This window comes from Roseobacter sp. AzwK-3b, from assembly GCF_000170875.1.
GTDB lineage: Bacteria > Pseudomonadota > Alphaproteobacteria > Rhodobacterales > Rhodobacteraceae > Roseovarius > Roseovarius litoreus.
The window spans coordinates 205,762-220,548 of the sequence record NZ_ABCR01000006.1 but is presented as its reverse complement, the minus strand read 5'-3'; the positions used below and the strand labels follow the sequence as shown (position 1 = coordinate 220,548).

Annotated in this window: 24 protein-coding genes; 5 read left to right on the top strand and 19 right to left on the bottom strand. The window is 58.8% G+C overall.

What is annotated here, in order from left to right; translation table 11 throughout:
* Positions 1-78: 78 nt before the first annotated feature.
* From RAZWK3B_RS12780 to RAZWK3B_RS21675, 4 genes are all read right to left on the bottom strand, one after another.
* On the bottom strand, positions 79-1,272 hold the full coding sequence (locus RAZWK3B_RS12780) for a PqqD family protein (RefSeq protein WP_007815752.1): 1,194 nt from the start codon (positions 1,270-1,272) through the stop codon (positions 79-81).
* A 67-nt stretch (positions 1,273-1,339) separates the two neighbouring features.
* Positions 1,340-1,648 carry a hypothetical protein gene (locus RAZWK3B_RS12775; RefSeq protein ID WP_037295749.1) on the bottom strand — a complete coding sequence of 103 codons (309 nt, stop codon included), beginning with the start codon at positions 1,646-1,648 and terminating at the stop codon, positions 1,340-1,342.
* Between the two features lie 71 nt (positions 1,649-1,719).
* On the bottom strand, positions 1,720-2,790 hold the full coding sequence (locus RAZWK3B_RS12770; RefSeq protein ID WP_232279527.1) for a S8 family serine peptidase: 1,071 nt from the start codon (positions 2,788-2,790) through the stop codon (positions 1,720-1,722).
* A gap of 50 nt (positions 2,791-2,840) precedes the next feature.
* A complete protein-coding gene (locus RAZWK3B_RS21675; protein ID WP_232279526.1) occupies positions 2,841-2,987 on the bottom strand; it encodes a hypothetical protein in 147 nt (48 codons plus the stop codon).
* A gap of 249 nt (positions 2,988-3,236) precedes the next feature.
* Between RAZWK3B_RS21675 and RAZWK3B_RS12765 the strand changes: the two genes are divergently transcribed.
* Positions 3,237-3,761, top strand: a complete 525-nt coding sequence (locus RAZWK3B_RS12765; protein ID WP_007815747.1) for an RNA polymerase sigma factor — start codon at positions 3,237-3,239, stop codon at positions 3,759-3,761.
* Positions 3,758-4,480, top strand: coding sequence for a hypothetical protein (locus RAZWK3B_RS12760; RefSeq protein WP_007815745.1), 723 nt, complete (start codon positions 3,758-3,760; stop codon positions 4,478-4,480). The genes RAZWK3B_RS12765 and RAZWK3B_RS12760 overlap by 4 nt, the downstream gene beginning before the upstream one ends.
* A gap of 1,209 nt (positions 4,481-5,689) precedes the next feature.
* Here RAZWK3B_RS12760 and RAZWK3B_RS12755 read toward each other — a convergent pair.
* From RAZWK3B_RS12755 to RAZWK3B_RS12690, 15 genes are all read right to left on the bottom strand, one after another.
* A complete protein-coding gene (locus RAZWK3B_RS12755; RefSeq protein ID WP_083799135.1) occupies positions 5,690-6,748 on the bottom strand; it encodes a tyrosine-type recombinase/integrase in 1,059 nt (352 codons plus the stop codon).
* A 175-nt stretch (positions 6,749-6,923) separates the two neighbouring features.
* Positions 6,924-7,139, bottom strand: coding sequence for a hypothetical protein (locus RAZWK3B_RS12750; protein ID WP_007815738.1), 216 nt, complete (start codon positions 7,137-7,139; stop codon positions 6,924-6,926).
* 251 nt (positions 7,140-7,390) lie between these two features.
* Entirely contained in the window at positions 7,391-7,792 is a 402-nt protein-coding gene (locus tag RAZWK3B_RS12745) for a hypothetical protein (RefSeq protein ID WP_007815737.1), read from the bottom strand.
* Positions 7,785-8,018 (bottom strand): hypothetical protein, encoded by a 234-nt coding sequence (locus tag RAZWK3B_RS12740; RefSeq protein WP_007815735.1) that lies wholly within the window; start codon positions 8,016-8,018, stop codon positions 7,785-7,787. Before RAZWK3B_RS12740 ends, RAZWK3B_RS12745 begins: the two co-directional genes overlap by 8 nt.
* Complete coding sequence (locus tag RAZWK3B_RS12735) at positions 8,015-8,293, bottom strand: hypothetical protein (RefSeq protein ID WP_007815733.1); 279 nt, start codon at positions 8,291-8,293, stop codon at positions 8,015-8,017. Before RAZWK3B_RS12735 ends, RAZWK3B_RS12740 begins: the two co-directional genes overlap by 4 nt.
* Complete coding sequence (locus RAZWK3B_RS22005; RefSeq protein WP_083799133.1) at positions 8,286-9,008, bottom strand: pentapeptide repeat-containing protein; 723 nt, start codon at positions 9,006-9,008, stop codon at positions 8,286-8,288. The genes RAZWK3B_RS12735 and RAZWK3B_RS22005 overlap by 8 nt, the downstream gene beginning before the upstream one ends.
* Positions 8,945-9,283, bottom strand: a complete 339-nt coding sequence (locus RAZWK3B_RS12725; RefSeq protein WP_037295746.1) for a hypothetical protein — start codon at positions 9,281-9,283, stop codon at positions 8,945-8,947. The genes RAZWK3B_RS22005 and RAZWK3B_RS12725 overlap by 64 nt, the downstream gene beginning before the upstream one ends.
* An 8-nt stretch (positions 9,284-9,291) precedes the next feature.
* Entirely contained in the window at positions 9,292-9,639 is a 348-nt protein-coding gene (locus tag RAZWK3B_RS12720) for an HNH endonuclease (RefSeq protein WP_007815728.1), read from the bottom strand.
* Positions 9,636-10,031: a recombination protein NinB gene (locus RAZWK3B_RS12715; protein WP_007815724.1), complete on the bottom strand. Its 396-nt coding sequence runs from the start codon at positions 10,029-10,031 to the stop codon at positions 9,636-9,638. Before RAZWK3B_RS12715 ends, RAZWK3B_RS12720 begins: the two co-directional genes overlap by 4 nt.
* Positions 10,031-10,723 (bottom strand): hypothetical protein, encoded by a 693-nt coding sequence (locus RAZWK3B_RS12710; protein ID WP_007815723.1) that lies wholly within the window; start codon positions 10,721-10,723, stop codon positions 10,031-10,033. The genes RAZWK3B_RS12715 and RAZWK3B_RS12710 overlap by 1 nt, the downstream gene beginning before the upstream one ends.
* Before the next feature lie 13 nt (positions 10,724-10,736).
* The gene (locus tag RAZWK3B_RS20250; protein ID WP_157132248.1) at positions 10,737-11,546 is read right to left on the bottom strand and encodes an ERF family protein; all 810 of its coding nucleotides are present in this window, start codon (positions 11,544-11,546) and stop codon (positions 10,737-10,739) included.
* Between the two features lie 227 nt (positions 11,547-11,773).
* Complete coding sequence (locus RAZWK3B_RS12700; RefSeq protein WP_007815717.1) at positions 11,774-12,019, bottom strand: hypothetical protein; 246 nt, start codon at positions 12,017-12,019, stop codon at positions 11,774-11,776.
* Between the two features lies 1 nt (position 12,020).
* Positions 12,021-12,188, bottom strand: coding sequence for a hypothetical protein (locus tag RAZWK3B_RS21195; RefSeq protein WP_007815715.1), 168 nt, complete (start codon positions 12,186-12,188; stop codon positions 12,021-12,023).
* Positions 12,185-12,535 (bottom strand): hypothetical protein, encoded by a 351-nt coding sequence (locus RAZWK3B_RS12695; protein WP_007815713.1) that lies wholly within the window; start codon positions 12,533-12,535, stop codon positions 12,185-12,187. Before RAZWK3B_RS12695 ends, RAZWK3B_RS21195 begins: the two co-directional genes overlap by 4 nt.
* Positions 12,536-12,720: 185 nt before the next feature.
* Entirely contained in the window at positions 12,721-13,470 is a 750-nt protein-coding gene (locus RAZWK3B_RS12690) for a LexA family transcriptional regulator (protein ID WP_050774234.1), read from the bottom strand.
* Between RAZWK3B_RS12690 and RAZWK3B_RS12685 the strand changes: the two genes are divergently transcribed.
* From RAZWK3B_RS12685 to ssb, 3 genes are all read left to right on the top strand, one after another.
* Positions 13,469-13,675 (top strand): hypothetical protein, encoded by a 207-nt coding sequence (locus RAZWK3B_RS12685; RefSeq protein WP_037295743.1) that lies wholly within the window; start codon positions 13,469-13,471, stop codon positions 13,673-13,675. The genes RAZWK3B_RS12690 and RAZWK3B_RS12685 overlap by 2 nt on opposite strands.
* A 134-nt stretch (positions 13,676-13,809) precedes the next feature.
* Positions 13,810-14,019, top strand: coding sequence for a hypothetical protein (locus RAZWK3B_RS12680; RefSeq protein WP_007815709.1), 210 nt, complete (start codon positions 13,810-13,812; stop codon positions 14,017-14,019).
* A 206-nt stretch (positions 14,020-14,225) separates the two neighbouring features.
* Positions 14,226-14,780, top strand: a complete 555-nt coding sequence (gene ssb, locus RAZWK3B_RS12675) for a single-stranded DNA-binding protein (RefSeq protein WP_007815707.1) — start codon at positions 14,226-14,228, stop codon at positions 14,778-14,780.
* Positions 14,781-14,787 lie beyond the last annotated feature (7 nt).

Genomic DNA, 14,787 nt, shown 5'->3' with positions numbered 1-14,787 from the left:
CCCCATATCTGCCTCCATGTCATGGAATCACAGGATGATCGCTATGGGAATCCAGAATCCCTTCGGGCGCGACACGCTCTAACTGGGGTATTCCATTATCAGGGCGCGCGTCTCCATCTGGCCCATAAGTTTGGCGATATCCTGTTCAATTTCTTGCGCAGGTATGCCTGGAAAGATCTCCTGCAACGTCGAGGCGATGTTGTCTCCGGATAGAGGTGTTTCCAACAAAAGCCAAACGGCCGCACCTGCGGCGTTTAGCCTGAAAAAATGTCGTGATTCTAGGTGCCATAAAAAAACGTCTGATCCAATTCTGCGGGTTACGACATCTTCGGCGCGGGCAAACGTCTTGGTCACATCCGCCGGCTCCGCCGCATCATCAGGGTCAGTCATCGTCAAGGGCTGTCCCAGTGGCTCTTGCAAAGCGGGGATGTCGGCCGCACCGAAAGTATCGCGGACAAGTGCGGCAGCATCCTCAAGGTCAGAATAGACCAATGTCAGACAAACCATATCCTTGGTGAGCGTTTCGATTCGGTTGTAAAATGTCTCGGCATCCCCGGGAGCGGCGATGTTCTGGCGGATCAAAAATGCAGCAGCTTCACTTCTGTCCAGTTGGTGAAATCGGGCGCGCGCGTTTTCCTGCCGGTGCAGGACAACCATCGTGGCCAGCCGCTCGCGCGACGCGAAAGGGGCTTGCTGCGGGTCGGACATGAACGCATAGCGATCATCATGGACGGTCATGCCGCGCGCCACATGCGCCCGAAAAGCCGATGATACATCCGAAGGCAAAGGCAAGCGCAAGCGCGGCTGAACGCCAAGAGCCAGTGCCGTTCCGTCTGGTTCAATGGGCAAGATATCGTCGCAAAACAAAGTGCATCCCGGCTCGGCGCCAAGACGGGTGACGAGTGTTGATTTTCCCGCACGGTAAGAGCCGGTGAAGGCGACAAGCTGGCTCGCAATTCTGACGGCGCCGCAATGCAGGCCCAAAGTGCCCGGCCTTTCATCGAGATAGGCCTGGATGATATCGGCGACCGCAGCACATGTCGCACCTGCAATGCCGAGACCGGTCATGGGTTTCTCGGCCCACCAGGATTTATAACTGTAGGTGCCATCAATGTCTTGCCGGATCGTTGAGACCGTCGTTTCGGGCGCCTTTCCAGATGAACCGATCGTGGCGCGCCAATCCGGCATCACGACGGACAAGGCGTCGTGAAGTCTTCCGCTGCCGTCGAGCGTCAGTTCGAGACTGAGTCCCGAGAATCTCAGTCTGGACATAGATGTGTCCGGAGCGGGTTCCGCACCCGCTCCGGCGTGTTGGTGTTTGCGTCCAAGCCCAAACATCTCAGTTGATGCCTAAACCCCGGAGCGCACCACGCACGGCTTGGCCAAGCCCCATACCTTGGCCAGAGCTGCGACCGCCGCCCGAGGGGCCTGACCCGCGGCTGCCACCGAAGCCCCCAGATGGCCCGGAACCGCCCCCCGAACCACCGGCACCGCCACCCGAACCACCGGCACCACCACCCGAACCGCCGGAGGCATGTGCCGCACCCAAATGCATCATCACCGGTGCGACATAGATCGCCCCCGTGGTCAATCCGAGCCGCGCCAGCATGCGGCGGCGCGAGATGCCTTTGTTCTGATCATAAGCCATTATGATACTCCCTTGAGCTTTCGCATGGCCGCTCACGGCAGCCACATAAGAAGAACGGGGGGCTACAGACTTTATTCCTGCGAGGCCGGAAGAAACTTAGGCTCGTCCACAAAGCATTGGCCCGGCGCAGGGATAAGCCCATGTCCGAAAACCGGATCGCGCCCGGCTTCACCAAGGTCTTTGGCGCAGCGCGCCATTTCCGAGATGGTTTGCTCCAGCTCCAACGAGGGGGTTCGCAGGCGTTGGACCGCCAGCGATGCGGTGACGAAGGGCGCGGCATAGGACGTGCCGGATTTGAGGCGGCCACCCGAAATCGACGCTGCGGTCCAGACCCGAACTCCGGGAGCCGCAAAATTGATGTAAGGCCCTTGGTTCGCCTGACGGTAGACGCGTTGATTGTGATCGACCGCCGTGACCGCCAATACGCTTTCAAAGGCAGCGGGATAGGCGGCTTCGGCGCCGGGGCCACCGTTTCCTGCCGCAGCGACGAGGGCGACGCCGCGTTCATGTGCCCGGACAACCAAGTCCTCGAGCACCAGGTTGCGCGGACCTGAAAAACTCATGTTGACGACGCTCACATCGGCTGCAAGCAAGATGTCGAACGCTCTCGCGAGAGAAAAGACATCCGCCTGCTCACCATAATATCCGCGATGAAAGGCCTCGACAGCGACGAGCGATGCGTTGGGTAAAAGACCGGGAACGCGGTCATCAAGCTTGCCGATGAGCATCGCCGCGATGGCTGTTCCATGCTTGCGACCAGCGGCCTCGCGCCCGCCAAGATCGGCTTGGTGGATTGTAAGATCTTGGCCCGAAAGTGCGGAATGATTTTGATTGATGCCGGTATCGATCATTCCGATACGCGGCGCATAGATGCTGGGCCAGCCTGACCAGCCGATCATCTCATGCGCGGCACAGCCATCGTCGTCGCACAGGAAATCATCGGGTGTGTAGATATGGTTCTCGTCGACCAAGGACCTCGGCAAGAGTTGGGTCAATTCGCTCAGGCCGTCTTCGAGGGAGCGCCCCGGGGGAAGGCCAAGACGATAAAGCGTGCCGCCGATCGTGCTGTTCGGCCCTTCGCTTCGGATCGTGTAACCGGCATCGCGCGCGGGCGCCACCGTTACGCCGGCAGGCAAGAGCAATATGATTTCTGGCGGGGGTGGAGGCGCAGCCTGTTGCACCGTCCGTCGCCTTACGACGCGTCGCTGTGTTGGCCGAAATGGGTTTCGCCATGGATCGCCGCCATCGCCACCGGTTCCGCCACCGCCACCACCTGATCCGCCAGAGGCGCGCGCCATGCCCAAATGCGTGAGAGCAGGCGCTGTATAGACCGTTGCACCTGCAAGGCCGATCCGGGCCAAAAGCTTTCTGCGTGTCATGCGCGGATGAGCATCGTCAGACATCGGCCCAAGCCTCCTTCCTTGAATTTCGACTGCGGGAACACTGGCACATAACGATTGACGTGATCGTTTCATTCCCGAGAACCGGTAAAATTCTATATCCCGTGGGTGGAATAAAACCTATGAGCTCACGTTTTGTCTTTAGTAACACATTTCAAACCGTCTTTGTCCAATAAGGACGCGAAAGCGTGACCGAACATGTAAGGCAACAGATCGTCGAATTGCTGCCGCGCCTTCGGGCGTTTGCCAGATCTCTCGTGCCAAGCTGGGATCAAGCGGATGATCTTGTCCAGCAGACGGTCGAGAAGGGTTTCGGCAATATTTCGAGTTTTACACCGGGCACGCGGCTCGACAGCTGGCTGTTTCGGATCATGAGGAACACATGGATCGATCATTACAGAGCCACCCGCCCGGTCGTGGCCATCGATGATGCAGAAGAGACCCATCAGCTGGTTGGAGAGGATGGTCGCCAGGTCATCGAGGCACGGCTGGAGCTTGCCCGCGTCCATGCAGCCATGGACAGGCTTCCACATGATCAACGCGCGGTGCTGATTTTGGTCTGTGTCGAGGGGATGAGATACCGCGAGGTGGCAGACGCGCTTGGAGTTCCGCCAGGCACGGTGATGAGCCGTTTGGCCCGCGCTCGGACCGCCTTGGCCAAGGATTTGGGAATGCTGTCTGATCCGGTGCGTAAAAAAGGAGACTGCAGGTGACCGATCGAAGTGAAGAAATTGTGAGCGATGACATGCTCATGGCTCTTGCCGATGGTGAAATGGAAGATGAGCAAGCCATCGCTCTTCGCGCCATGATAAATCGGGATCGATCGCTGGCCGAGCGTTACGCTGTCTTTACCGGCACCGCCGCCGCGTTGCGGGCAGCCTATGCACAGACCACAGTGCCACAACGGCTGATCGCGGCTGCGCTGACCGCGCCAGCCGGCACGGACACGCCGGAGATTGCTGCAGCCAAGACCGGTGATACCGTTGTGCCGTTCCGGCGGCAGATCGCGTGGCCACTTGCCCTTGCCGCGACGCTGGCGGCCGGGATCGGGATCGGCTGGGGTTTGAACATGGCTGGCGGACCTGCCGGGGCTCCGGGTCTGAGCCATGTCGCGGAGGCGGTGTCGGATGTTACCACTGGTGAGGCATCTGATGTCGCGGGGTTTGGCGAAGCGCGTGTGCTCGGCAGCTTTGAGACTGAAAAGGGCCTGTGTCGCCTTATTGCCGTTGAGCCGACAGGCGATCCCGCGGGCCGTATCCTGGCCTGCCGCGATGGGGCTGATTGGCAGGTGGCGCTCAGCGTGACGGTGGGCGCTGGACGCAGTTTTGCACCTGCTTCAGATGCGACGACGGAGATGATCGATAGTTATCTCCACAATATCGGCGCTGGACCGGCACTTTCAGCCGAGGCTGAAGAACGGGCGCTGCGCTGAACGCGATGTGAAACACCGGTCACGGGCCAGCCGGGGCAGGTGGTCGACGGGTCTGCGGCGAGGTTGCCGCCCCTGTTGGTGCTTTCCACTAGAAACTGGGGAAGGCGTCAATCACCCTCGCTTTTGCGGTCAAGGTTACATCACCCCAATTGTATCCAGCAGATTGGCTGGCGTGGCCGCAGATCGCATTTCCCACGCGGTCAGAGGCGCCGATTTCACGCGCTACGGTTTTGAAACGATGTTGCCATCCGTGATTTGGCCAAACTTGCGCCATGGAACAGAGGCCCGGGCTTTGAGGTCTGCAAGAATTTTTAAAAGCCAAGATCGATCAACTGCTGGTGCAAGGGTATATCCCGAAAGTCCTCGGCTTTGACCGAACCGGCTTCTGGTGTGATACGAATGATCCAGCGACCATTCTCTTTACGCACGTCTTCTTTGCGCAGTAGGGCGATTTCGGAAATGCGGGCGCCAGTAAACTCGAAGATAATCGGGCACCATCGGCTGGCTGCGGTTAGTTACTTTGTTTTACTGCGACCGGTCTTATTTTCTCTTGGCGCGTAGTCGCGTGAGGCTTCGAATACTTTGATGGCTTTGGCATCTATATAGCCGCATTCACGCCCGTACTGACGACGCGGCTTTGGTTGCTTGACAGAGACGGCAACGTTTTCTGGAAGGCGATCACACGAGCTGCATTTTCGTGGCGCAGAAACGGGCGCAGGTTCGCAATGACTGGATCCTACCGTTGCCCTCCATCCTTCATGAACTCCGCCTAAATGCGAGCACGCTTGTAATCTTTCCACAGGGTGGAGGTGTGCACGGCTTGGGGCGGCGCCGCTTCCAGCGGCTGTGCGTTCACGATCAATGGGTTGGGAGGCTTGCCGCTGATCGGCACCGAGAGGGTCGCGTAATTCAGTCTGGCCGACGATTCCACGCAAGCCTTTTGCCACAACCGGCCTTGCGTGATACCTTCCGGCGCGAGTTATCAGATGCCTGACATTGCCTGCCATGGGCCCGTCATCTTTATCCATAGAATGGACTATGGTATTGGCGTGTAATGGAATTATTTGATTTCAACGGGATGGATGGTAGTCCCGGAGGGACGTCAATTATCTCTGTAACGCATTGATTTCATTGACTATAGGTGTCACGCGGCACCGAAAATCCACCCTATAAGAATCAATGACTTAGCACCAAGGTGTCACGCGGAAATCACCACTCCATGCTCGCCATTTTCTGCATTGCTTCGGCCGCGAGACGCTGCCGGTTTACGCCGCGTGTATAGCCTTCGCTGGTCTTCGCTTGCGTATGACCATGAACGGCCATGATGTGGTATTGGGTGGCCCCTTGCAGCGCCATCAGCTCGCCTGCTGCTTTCCGGATGCCATGCGGGCTGCGCCCATCAAGCCCCGCCTCGCGCACGCGGTCTCTGAACCAGTTTCCGAACGCAGCCGCCGACGCGAACGGCTTTCCATGCCCGTTGAGAAGATACGTGGATCCGACAACTTTCTGTGCGGCAATAGCATCCGCCAATGGCGGCAGTATCGGGACCGTGACGCGCGCGCTGCCCTTCTTCGCAGGCTGCCAATCAAGATAGGTGATGCCGCCGCGTTCAATCTCGTGCTGGCGGCCCAAGATCACCACGTCAGATATCCGGCAGGCGGTGAACATGAACAGCGTCAAGGCGAGGTGCGCCATGCTGCCCTTCGAGTGATGGTCCTTGAACGCACGCAGATCGTCTATGCTCCAAGGCGTTGCGCCTGTGCCTCGGTTGATCTTGCCTATGCCGGATGCCGGGTTGGATCTGACGAACCCGTTTTCAACACTCCATGCATACAGCGCGCGAAGTGCCTTCACCATGTTATCGGCGGCGCCGGGTGTGGCGATCATGCTGTCGCGAATTTCGATAATCTTAGATCGAGGCATTTCCATGTGCTTATCGCCATATGGCGCGCGCAATCGGTCATAGAAAGCCGATCTTTGCTTGAGCGTTCCAGGGTGCATTGCCCCGGCCCGGACGCGCTCTTGCATGGATTTTTCAAATTTGGCGATCAACCAGGACAAACTTTGTGGGATCGCTTTGTCTTCTTCGCGCGGGATTTCCGGCCTTTTGCCATTCCGTGCGCGCGTGTATCGCTCCATGAATTCGGGATGATCCGGGTCAACCCCCAGGGCGATCTTCCTGCTTTTCTGGCCCTTCACCCTCGCATACCACGTCCAGTTTCCTGATCGCTGTTTGTGCCGGATAAGGCCAGGCAGGTTTACGGACATTCATATTACCACGGTTCAGGTGTCGGAGTGTCAGTTTTGCTCTTTTCAGTTTCAGGTGGCAAGATACGGATCGTGCCATCTTTTCGAATCTCGACCACGCCGATCTGGAAACCTCCCTCGGCGGCCCCCGCGACGGCCCGAGCAATGTCTGCCTTGGTGAACGGAGTTGACGCCATTACTTTCTCAGCTCCTCAAAGGTTTTGACGATCCGATAGACGCCTGCTTTTTTCTCCATATCAGCCTCGCTCGGCGCGATCATGTAGATAGCTTCATCTAAAGCCTCCACGGCCATCGCCAGCTTGGCTTCAAGCGCCTCAATGCGGTTGCGCAAAGCAGGCACTACAAGGCGGAGATCGTCCACAATATCGCCATCTCTATCTCTCTTGGTCATCGGTCTCTCCTGTCAGTTCTGCGAGTGCAGCAGCAATCATGCGGGCGGGTGCCACCTCTTTTTCGATGCATGTTCTGCATGGGTGGACGTGAACCCGATTTTCCAAGACATAAGCCCCTCCCATTCCGAATGATGTTGACGCCTTCGGGGCTGGCTTTCCAAGTTGATCGAAAGCCAAATCGAGATTTTCTCCGCACTGTGTGCAAATGAACGAAGTCACCAAATTGATCCGTCCGGAGTCTTTACGGTTATTACTCATCGGTCTCTCCTTTCAGTTCTGCGAGGGTGGCGCGGGCACGATTACGGCACCAATCCAGTTCTTTTTTGGGGTCGTCTGGCCATTCAGGCTCGCCATCATAAATGTCACCGAGCGCCCCCACCGCCTTCGCCAGCTTGGATTCCAGAAGACGCACCTTGTCCTCTTCGTATCTCTTCATCTTGTGCCTCATGCGCTCTTGTGTGCAGCCCTCTGCTTTGGCCAAGGCCCGCAAGTCAGCCCCGTTCTTCCAGCGTCTATATGTTTCCTCCAAGCTGCCGTCCTTCTTCGCCAGCTTGTCCTCCAGTTCCTCGATGCGGTCGGCGGCATCGCTCATGACGATTTGAGCAGTTGATCTAGGCCACCCACGCAGCCGCTTCACCAGATCGTCACTCATCGGTCCGTCCCTTCGCCTGTTCAATAATCTCCGCCACCACATCCGGGTCGTCGGCAAGGGCGCGGATGGCAACGGCGCACGCAGCGGCTTGCTCAGTCGATCCGCAGTCCAGCCCGCGCGTAAAAGCATCGTCACCTTCGCGCCTCCACGTTTCATCAGCACACGCTTCCGCCGCCCTCTCCAACGCCGCCTTGACCAGCGCGGCGGGGTCTGTTTGGTCAGTCATTCCTTGCCCTCCGCAATGGCCCGGAAGCGGGCTACACGAGACAAGCACTCTCTCTTCCATTCAGTGCCGGTTAAGTCGCTTTCAATCAACTCGGCAAGAGCCGCACCAGCAATAGCCAAGCGGGCGAGGTCAGGGGCGAGGGCTTCAAGCGTCGCCGTGTGTGATGGCTGAAACGGGTGGCGGTAGTTATGCTCGCTGCGTTTGTGTCCGCATTTCGTGCAGTGTGGTTCGCCAGCCTCAAGCGTTGCTTTCGCGCGTTCGATAAGGTCAGTCATTGTGTTTCTCCTCATAGCCAGGAGGTGTCGCCGGGTTGGCGTCTATCATTGCCAGCACTAGCGCAAGGTTACGGTCGGCCCAATCAAGAGCCTCGGCATCCATGTTTTTGATCCATTTGCGGCCAGCGGGAGTGTCCCACTTGCGCCACTTGTCGATGGAATGAAGCTGGCACCCGATCTGCAAGGTGTCTGCCGTGTAGCCAATCCCCCATGTGTCGATCTGCATGGTGCGTATTTCCCGCATATTACCGACGCACAATAGGTCGGCACCCCAAAGGTCGGAATACTGAAGGTTGGCACCCCTAAGGTTGGCACGCCTAAGGTAGGCACCCCGAAGGTTGGCATACCGAAGGTTGGCACTCCAAAGGTAGGCACCCCCAAGGTTGGCATTCTGAAGGTCGGCACCCCAAAGGTTGGCATTCTGAAGGTCGGCACCCCAAAGGTTGGCATCTTCAAGGTTGGCACCCCCAAGGTTGGCACCCCCAAGGTTGGCACGCCTAAGGTTGGCATTCCGAAGGTAGGCACTACTAAGGTTGGCACCCTCAAGGTTAACACCCTCAAGGTCGGCATCCTCAAGGTTGGCAGGGCTACCACCTCGTCTCTTAATCCATAGATCATGAGCGTCCAAAATATGTTTAATTTCGTTTTGTTTTATTGTGTTTCTCCTCTCGCCCTCGGCCTCGGTGACGCGCTCAGCAGCCGCGTAGGGCGGCACTGGGCGGTGCCAATCATGGCCCGGCCCGCGTCAGTGATCTGGATGTTCTTTATGCTGCCTACGCTGTTGGTTTTCAGGTGGACCCAACCGCAGTTTTCAGCGATCTCGACCAGCTTTTGCGTCTCGCTATGGCTGTGGTCCTCACCCATTTTACGTGCCAGGCGCGGCAAGCGGATTTCGACCAGGGTGTTTTCGGATTCAGCAATTTTCCCCAGCATCTTGCGCATAACCGGTGTGTCGGCGCGCTCGTGGAGTGGTGGGATATCAAGTGTCATGGGCATGTTCAGTCCTCCCTCCGCACTACGGTGCCATCCAGCTTGCGCTTGAACCTGGTGCCCTTGGACCCGGGGATCCTGCTCTTAGACCGGAAAGCCCCGATGTGCTTGGCTGCGACACGCTTGGCCTTGGCAATGCGGGGTATGTCCTCGGTGTCGGTCTTGTCGCTGTGGCAAGCAGCACACAGCACGACGCAATTTTCTAAGCTGTTGTCGCCGCCAAGGCCGCATGGGATGCGGTGATCAAACTCACGGCGATCGCCCACATTGAGTTTGACGCCGCACTCCTCGCATTTGCCTCTTGCGCGCTCCCATGCTTGAAACCTTGTTCGGTTTGAGAATTCACGGCGGGTCATGCGCTGGCCCTTTCGTCTTGCGGCTCGGACCAGACAACGCAGTGCCGGTCCCCGTATTCTGCGATGAAGGTGATCAGATCAGCCATTTGGCGCACCGTCAGGTGCGAAGATCGAAAGCCGATCGGAAACGGCTCGCCGCTCAAGCCCATTTCAAAGCGGGTTTCGTGGCCCAATGCGTGCATGAATAGCGCCTTCCAGACTTCCGGCGTGTGCGTGCGTCCGTCAGGCTTGGCTCGCGATATGTCAGACAGCATGGCCCACATGCGCGAGTTTTGCCGATTGCTTCGAGTGGCCTCCGAGATCCGCACGACAGCATCCTGCGGCGCGCGATCAATCATTTGACGCGCGAGGCTTCGCTGCTCAAGCCCCCGGAGGATCACGGTCTGTGCCATCAATAGGCAACCTTTTCTGTCCAGACGCGCACGCCGGCAATATCGCGGGTCTTGTGGTGGCGGCGCACGTAGTCCTCGATAAAAGCGGTCACGGCGTCACGGTCCTTCTTTACGATGTCCAACCATGTTTCCTGGTAGTCCTCGATTTTGTGGAACGTCACCGTGCGCAAACCAGGGACCTTATCGCGCTTGGCGGCCTGTGCGGCCTTTTCCGCGTCGATAGCAGCCTGCTTGGCTGCGTCGGCCTCGCGCTGCGCCTCAAGGTCGCTGGCAGCGGCCGCGGCCGCCTTGGCCTCAGCCTCGCGGCGGGCCTTTTCAGCGGCTTCCCATGCCGCGCGTTCCTTGGCGCGCTTTTCCTCGTCCAGCTTGCGCGTGAAGCTGTCCATCGTAGCGACAAGGGCATCCTCGATGCGCTTTGCGTCTTTAATCGTCGGCTTCCAGCGATCCAGTTCAGCCTTGTAGGCTTCGTACAGAGGCGCGGTCGCCGCCTTCTGTCCGCGTTCGAGGTCAAGGCGCCACTGGCGCATAGCCTCGCGCAGCGCGTACACCTCGTTCATCTGGGCTTCGGTCTGGACGGGTTCACCGTCCAGCCAATTCTCTGCCTCAAGGCGTTCGGCCTCATAGGCGCCGGTAATGTCGTCGATCGGCGAAGGCGGGTTGTTGTGGCCAGCGGGGGCAGGTCCGTCATGCATGGTCGTGGTCCTTTCAGTATCCGGTTGCGAAGGGATCGAGGTCTGGGCCGGGCTTGGAAGGCGGTGGGCTCAGAGCCTCGATTTCAGCATCGACGCGGGCGGCAATGTCCGGGGCGGCGGCGCGCAGGCGTTCAAAGTCGGCCTGGAAGCGCTCGTTGGAGGTGACGCGCTCGACGCCGTATTTGCGCAGATCGGTCACCATGCGATCTGCCATGATCTCGTTTTCTGAAGGGCGCGGCGGCGCGGACTGCTGGTGGTCGTCGGGGCGGGGCGCGGCACTCTGCGCGTCGTCGTCAACCTCGGCAGACAGGCCAAGGGCTGCCTTGAGCGTGTACCTCTGCAAATACGTGACTGCGCTGCCCACGGACTGAAACCCGTTCTTGTTCCCAGACTGGTCAGGGGCGCCGACAAGTGTGGTTTCTTCCGCGTGCCCGTCGCTGTGCTGCACGATGCAGGTGACACGCACGCCGCCTTGCCCCTGATCCGTGCGGAAGCGGTAGGACAGCCCATGCGCAGACAGCACCGGATCAATCGCCCTGGCGATGCCCGCAAGCGTCTCGTGCTTGTAGTGCGTGCGGCCTTTGTTGCTTTTGAAGTCCACCGTGGCATCCTTGATGATCGGCGGGATCTGAGCGCGGGCGTCAGCGAGTGCGCGGGCAAAGGATATGCGCGCGTTCTGCGCGTCCATACGTTCTTTCATCACCAGCATGCGTTCGAGCTTGTTGAGGTCGGCATCGGGATTCAGGACCAGCCGCTCAATCATGTTGATCATTGGGTCAGCTTCGCGCTGCGCGGCTATCTCTTGCCCGCCCTGCGCTTCCATCTTGGTCACTTCGTTCATGTCGTATCTCCGGTAAAAGGCCCCCAGCCCGAAGGCCGGGGGAAGTTGACGCGTGTCAGGTTTCAGTCGGCCACGCGTCAGGGAGGTTCGTTGAGGGCTACAAAAGCCCCAAGGGGTCGAGGGCGATCAGCAGGCCGCCCAGGGCAAGCCCGGCAGCACAGACAGAGGCCCAGAACACCAAGCCGGGCTCGTAGCCCGTATCGTCACGATCACGCATTGTGGCGGGCCTCCATGTGGGCGCGGCGGCCAAGGCGGTTCGCAAGGTGCTCCAATGCGTCGGCGTCAACGTCCGGGCGGGCCTCGATCACGGCCTCAAAGACATGCAGGGCCATGTCGAACGGCAGGTCGCGCAACGCCGCCTCGGCCATTGCGTAATCAATCGTGTGCTTTGCCAGCCCCTCAAGATGCGGGTCGCGGGCGTCGGGGATTGGCTGCAAGCGGGGGTGCTTGGTCATATCAGTCACCTCGTGCTTTGATGAATTCGTAGTTGCCCAGCCCGCCGCGCGCGCTCGGGTCGCGAGGCGCAGGCTCTGGCGGCAAGCGCCATTCGCCGCGCAAGAACTCCTTGCCCTTGCCGTAAGAAATGGCGCGTTCCAGATCGTCCATGTCGGTGCGGAGGCTCATGCCTGATCCTCCTGCATGCGCATCAGCGCGTTGTCGGCGGCGTCTTCCTCGGCCTCGACCTTGAGCAGAGCCATGAAGGCGGCCGCCTCGGCGTCGCAACTCTTGCAAGTCGGCTGATCGTCGCTCGCATCATGGTCGCTCGCATCATGAATGAACATATCGCACTCAACGCAGCAATCGGCGATCATGCTGCTCAGCGCCCTAATGGCTTCCACAAGGCTCCAAGTGTCCGGATCATCAAGTGCGATCAGGCACTTGTCCAAGGCGTGCAGGCGCGTGGCTTGGCTGGCCAGAGGCGCGGTGTGCAGCGCCTTGACCGTCTCGATGTCTGCTTCCAGTGTCGGCATAGTTATCTCCTGCTAGGTGGGTAGCAGGATATTGGGAAAATTCCCAAAGTCAAACCTAAATTGGGAAAAAGCCCATTATCTGCCAATTGCAGGGAAAGAATCATTTGCCGCCATAGGCAATAAAAAGCCCCGCGCTACGGCGGGGCAGATGCGGCAAGTTTGTGTAGAGGGCTAGGCCGGCGCCATTATACCTTCCCCCCGGCCCAGATCACGCGGCCGATCACCTCGATGTCGCTCAGTTTCTTTTCAACCGGATCGTATAGGGCGCGGTTGTCGGATATAATCATCACGTGGCCCGGTGTTGGCGCGCGCTGGATGCGTTTGACCAGCAATGCTTCACCGTTATCGCGGATAACGAATAGACCGTCATATGACAGATCCCGCTTAGACCGATCGAGCATGACAACATCATCATCTGCCAGCGTCGGCAGCATGCTGTCGCCTTTCACCGATATAATCGCGAGGTCGCGCCAGTTGGCCTGGGTAAGCTGCCTCAAGTAATTTGCCGGAAACGCCAAACTTCCAATAGGTTCTTCGTGAATAACGACTGCCCCATCACCCGCGCTGGCGTAAACGTCGTAAACAGAGACCATGGCTTGTAGCTTAGACGAAGCTGGCTCAATAACTTGTTTGGTCTTACTCGTCGCCGGCGAAACGTCTTCTAAGTCGATGCCAAGCGCTTGCGCAATCTTCACAGCCCTTTCCCATGATGTGGACTGAACCTTTCCCCTCTTGATGTCCCTTACCGCATCATACGGAACGCCAGCCTTGCGCGCGATCTCAGCAACGCTGACGTTCTGCCGCTCAAGCTCAGAGATTATTTTGGATCGTAGGGCTGAATTATCCATGGATACCTTATCGTTGAATAATGTATTGCAAAAAATTGGGAAATTTCCCTTGACCGTGATTGGGTAAATTCCCAATATGCAGCTCATGAAACAGCTGATTGATGACATCAAACAATATTGCGCAGAGCGCGAAATGAGCCTGTCCACCTTTGGGTTTCACGCCGCAAAGGACGGAAAGTTTGTCGCCCGTCTGGAAAAAGGTGGCCGCTGCTGGCCTGAAACAGAAGCCGCAGTGCGCGCCTTCATGGCCCAAAACCCGCCAGAGAAGATGGGCAGCAACGCCCATGACTGACACATTTTCACGCAAATTTATGGAGGTCAGTAATGGCATCTGAGAAAATTAACCCGTCGCTTTTAGCGCAAGATACTCCAAAGAAAACAGGTGGATCGTCCGGGAAATCTTCCGGTCAAATCCAGTGCGACCCGATGGCGTATCGCCGGGCCTTCCGTGATCGCTGGACCGATTTCCTTCGCGCCCATTTCCAAAGCCACATGCACGTCGCGGTGTTTTTCAGCGTCGACGAAAAGACTGCGCGCCTGTGGTGGCACTACGCCAACGAGCCGCGTGGCTGGGCCGTGTCCTATGCCATGGCCACGATCCCCTCGGCGCCGGCCTTCCTGAGCGCAGCGGCATGAGCATAGCGCAGGAGGCGCAGGCCCATTGGGGAGGATGAACAGGGTCGCAAGCTCGACCTGATCGCCCGCCTCAGCGCCCTTGAAATCGAGGGCTGGCTGTTGGGCGTTGAAATCGAAGGCCGCCGGTTCTTCTCCGGCGAGCTTGACGCACTGAAACAAAGAGCCCGCGACCTCAGAGCGGGCAACATATTCAACAGGAGGCCCAAGTGGCGGGATCGCTGAACAAGGTACAAATCATCGGGCACTTGGGCCGGGACCCAGAGGTGCGCACGTTCCAGAACGGTGGAGGCGTCTGCAACCTGTCCATCGCTACAACTGAGACATGGAAGGACAAGAACACAGGCCAGCGCCAAGAGCGCACAGAGTGGCACCGCGTTGCGATCTTCACAGAGCCGCTTGTCCGCCTCGCCGAGCAGTATCTCCGCAAGGGCTCCAAGGTCTATATCGAGGGCAAGCTCGAAACTCGCAAATGGCAGGACCAGTCCGGACAGGATCGTTACAGCACCGAGGTCGTGTTGCGCCCTTACGCTGGCGACCTTGTGTTTCTCGACCCGCGCGGCGGCGGCGGTGATGGCCAGAGCAGTGGCCAGAGCGGTTACGGCGGATCACGTGATGACGGCCGCTATGGCGGTGGCGGGCAGGGCGGCTATGGCGGGGCTCCCGCCGATCAGCGCCAAGGGACACCCGGCTATGGCGGGGGTACAGCGCAGGGCCAAGGCGGGGCGCCGTCGCGCGACATTGACGATGAAATCCCATTTTGAGGTCATG